Here is a 2,747-nt window from a genome sequence, read left to right on the forward strand (position 1 = left end):
CGGCGAGTTCGTCCTGCGTGCGGTTCGCCTGGACGGCGAACAGCGAGGCGACGACGAGCGCCGCGGCGGCGGTGGCCGTGGCGAACGGCACGAGCAGCACCGCCCGGCGGCGTTCCCGCCCGCCCTCCGGCGGCGCGGGTTCCTGCGCGGTGGTGCGCACGGCGGCCAGGACCCGGTCGCGGAGGGCGGGCGGGGCCGGCGCGGCGGTGGACCAGGCCAGCCGGACGGCGTCCTCGGTGAGGTCGCGCACCTCGGCGGCGCACCGGTCGCAGGACGTCAGATGCCTCTCGAAGCGGACCCGCTCGGCGGGCTCCAGCGCGTCGAGGGCGTACGGTGCGGCCAGCGAGTGCGGGTCCTCGCGGGAGAACAGCCGGCGGAACACGCTCATGCCGCGCCTCCCAGGCAGTCGCGCAGGCGGGTGAGCCCGTCCCGCATCCGGGTCTTGACGGTGCCGAGCGGCAGTCTCAGCCGCTCGGCCACTTCGCGGTAGGTGTAGCCGTCGTAGTAGGCGAGGGTGACCGACTGGCGCTGGAGCGCGGTGAGGCGGTCCAGGCAGCGGCGCACCCATTCGCGTTCGAGGCCGGCCTCGACCTCCTCGGCGACCTGGTCGAAGGCGGGGCCGTGCCCGCGCCGTGCCTCCCTCTCCTCGCGCTCGCCGGCCGCGCGGGCGCTGCGCACCCGGTCGACGGCCCTGCGGTGGGCGAGGGTGAGCACCCAGGACAGGGCGCTGCCCCGGCCGGGGTCGAAGCGGGCGGCGGAGCGCCAGAGTTCGAGGAGCACCTCCTGGGCCACCTCCTCGGACTGGGCCGGGTCGCGCACCACGCGCCGCACCAGCCCGTAGACCGGCCCGGAGACCAGTCCGTACAGATCCTCGAAGGCCTTCTGGTCACCTCCGGCCACCCGGATCAGCAACTGGTCCGCCTCCAACGCTCGTCCCCCTCTCCCGGCCCTGCCGGACCGTCCGGTCGCACAAGGCATTCGCAGCGAGCGCGCCTCCGGATGGGAAGTACGGATCACCGGGCCGAAAACGCGGGTCGGCGGGGAGAAATCCTAGGCGGGAAGCGGTCGTCGGGGAGGGGGCGGGAAAACTTGTCCGCGGTTCGACCAATCCGGGTCCGGCGATGCTCCGAATCCCAGTGCGTCAAGGCAAGTCGGCACTGAGGACGGACGGCATGACAACTGACTCCAGGAGCGGTGCGGGGCGCAGGAGCCTCGCGACCCTGATCTGCGGTGCGCTGGCCGCCGGGGGGCTCGCGGCCGCCGGCGCGTCCGCGCTGGAACCCGGGGCGGCCTCGGCCTCCTCCCACCGGGAGGCCCCGCTGATCTCGGGCACCCCGCAGTACGACAACACGGACCTGTACGCGTTCGTCAGCCCCGACAAGCCGGACACGACGACGATCATCGCCGACTGGATCCCGTTCGAGGAGCCCGCCGGCGGGCCGAACTTCTTCACGTTCGCCGAGGACGCGCAGTACGACATCCACATCGACAACAACGGCGACGCGCAGGGCGAGCTGCTGTTCCGCTACACCTTCGAGACGCACGTCAAGAACGACAGGACGTTCCTCTACAACACCGGCCCGGTCACCAGCCTGGACGACCCGGACCTCAACATCACCCAGACCTACGACATCGAGCTGCTGAAGCTGAAGGACCAGCACGCGGTGTCCCGCACGAAGATCGCCCACGACGTGCCGGTGGCGCCGTCGAACGTCGGCAAGGCGTCCATGCCGGACTACGGCACCCTCCGCGAGCAGGCGGTCCGTGAACTGGCCGGCGGCACCACCACGTTCGCCGGCCAGGCCGACGACCCGTTCTTCCTGGACCTGCGGGTCTTCGACCTGCTGTACGGCGGGAACCTCTCGGAGGTCGGCAACGACACGCTCAAGGGCTACAACGTCAACTCGGTGGCGCTCCAGGTGCCGACGCACCTGATCACCGAGTCGGCGGACCAGCCGGTCGTCGGCATCTGGTCCACCACCCAGCGCGAGAACGCCGAGGGAGACTTCGTGCAGGTGTCGCGGCTGGGCAGCCCGCTGGTGAACGAGGTCGTCAACCCGGTCGGCGACAAGGACACGTTCAACGCGTCCGCCCCGTGGGACGACGCGCAGTTCCTGAAGAACGCCACCGAGCCCGAGCTGCCGAAGCTGATCGAGGCGATCTACAAGATCCCGGCGCCGAAGGAGCCTCGCGACGACCTGGTCGACGTGTTCCTGAAGGGCGTGGAGGGTCTCAACCAGCCGCCGCACGTGCGCCCTTCGGAGATGCTGCGCCTCAACACCTCGATCGAGCCGGCCGCGAAGCCCAAGCGGCTGGGCGTCCTGGACGGCGACACCGCCGGCTTCCCCAACGGCCGCCGGCTGACCGACGACGTCGTCGACGCCGCGCTCCAGGTCGTCGAGGGCGAGCTGGTCGGCGCGAAGAACGACCTGGGCGACGCGGTCGACGCCAACGACAAGGAGTTCGGCGCGTCCTTCCCGTACCTGGCCAACCCCACGGAGGGCTCACGCGGGCCGCTCGCCAAGGGCGTGGACGGCGGCAACGACGTCCGCAGTCAGCTCGGCGACGCGCTGCGGCCCGCCGGGGCGGACGGCGGCGACGACACCACCCTCGTCGCCGCGTCCGCGGGCGCGGGAGCGGGCGGACTGCTGCTGATCGGCGTGGCGCTCATGTGGTGGCGCCGCATGCGCCGCCGCGCCTACTGACCCGCCCGGCGGCCGGCGCCCCCGGCCGCCGGGCGGGTCAGT

Annotated in this window: 3 protein-coding genes; 1 reads left to right on the plus strand and 2 read right to left on the minus strand. The window is 72.3% G+C overall.

Annotated features, from left to right (window positions below; all coding sequences use genetic code 11):
• The coding region (locus CCN29_RS32020) for an RskA family anti-sigma factor (RefSeq protein ID WP_442538610.1) at positions 1-388 on the minus strand (388 nt) is incomplete at its 3' end.
• Positions 385-927 carry a sigma-70 family RNA polymerase sigma factor gene (locus CCN29_RS32025; protein WP_006131485.1) on the minus strand — a complete coding sequence of 181 codons (543 nt, stop codon included), beginning with the start codon at positions 925-927 and terminating at the stop codon, positions 385-387. The genes CCN29_RS32025 and CCN29_RS32020, both read right to left, overlap by 4 nt.
• Before the next feature lie 245 nt (positions 928-1,172).
• Here CCN29_RS32025 and CCN29_RS32030 point away from each other — a divergent pair, with 245 nt between their 5' ends.
• A complete protein-coding gene (locus CCN29_RS32030) occupies positions 1,173-2,705 on the plus strand; it encodes a DUF4331 domain-containing protein (RefSeq protein ID WP_086686038.1) in 1,533 nt (510 codons plus the stop codon).
• The last annotated feature ends 42 nt before the right edge of the window (positions 2,706-2,747 follow it).

This window comes from Streptomyces pseudogriseolus (genome assembly GCA_002154585.1).
Lineage (GTDB): Bacteria > Actinomycetota > Actinomycetes > Streptomycetales > Streptomycetaceae > Streptomyces > Streptomyces pseudogriseolus.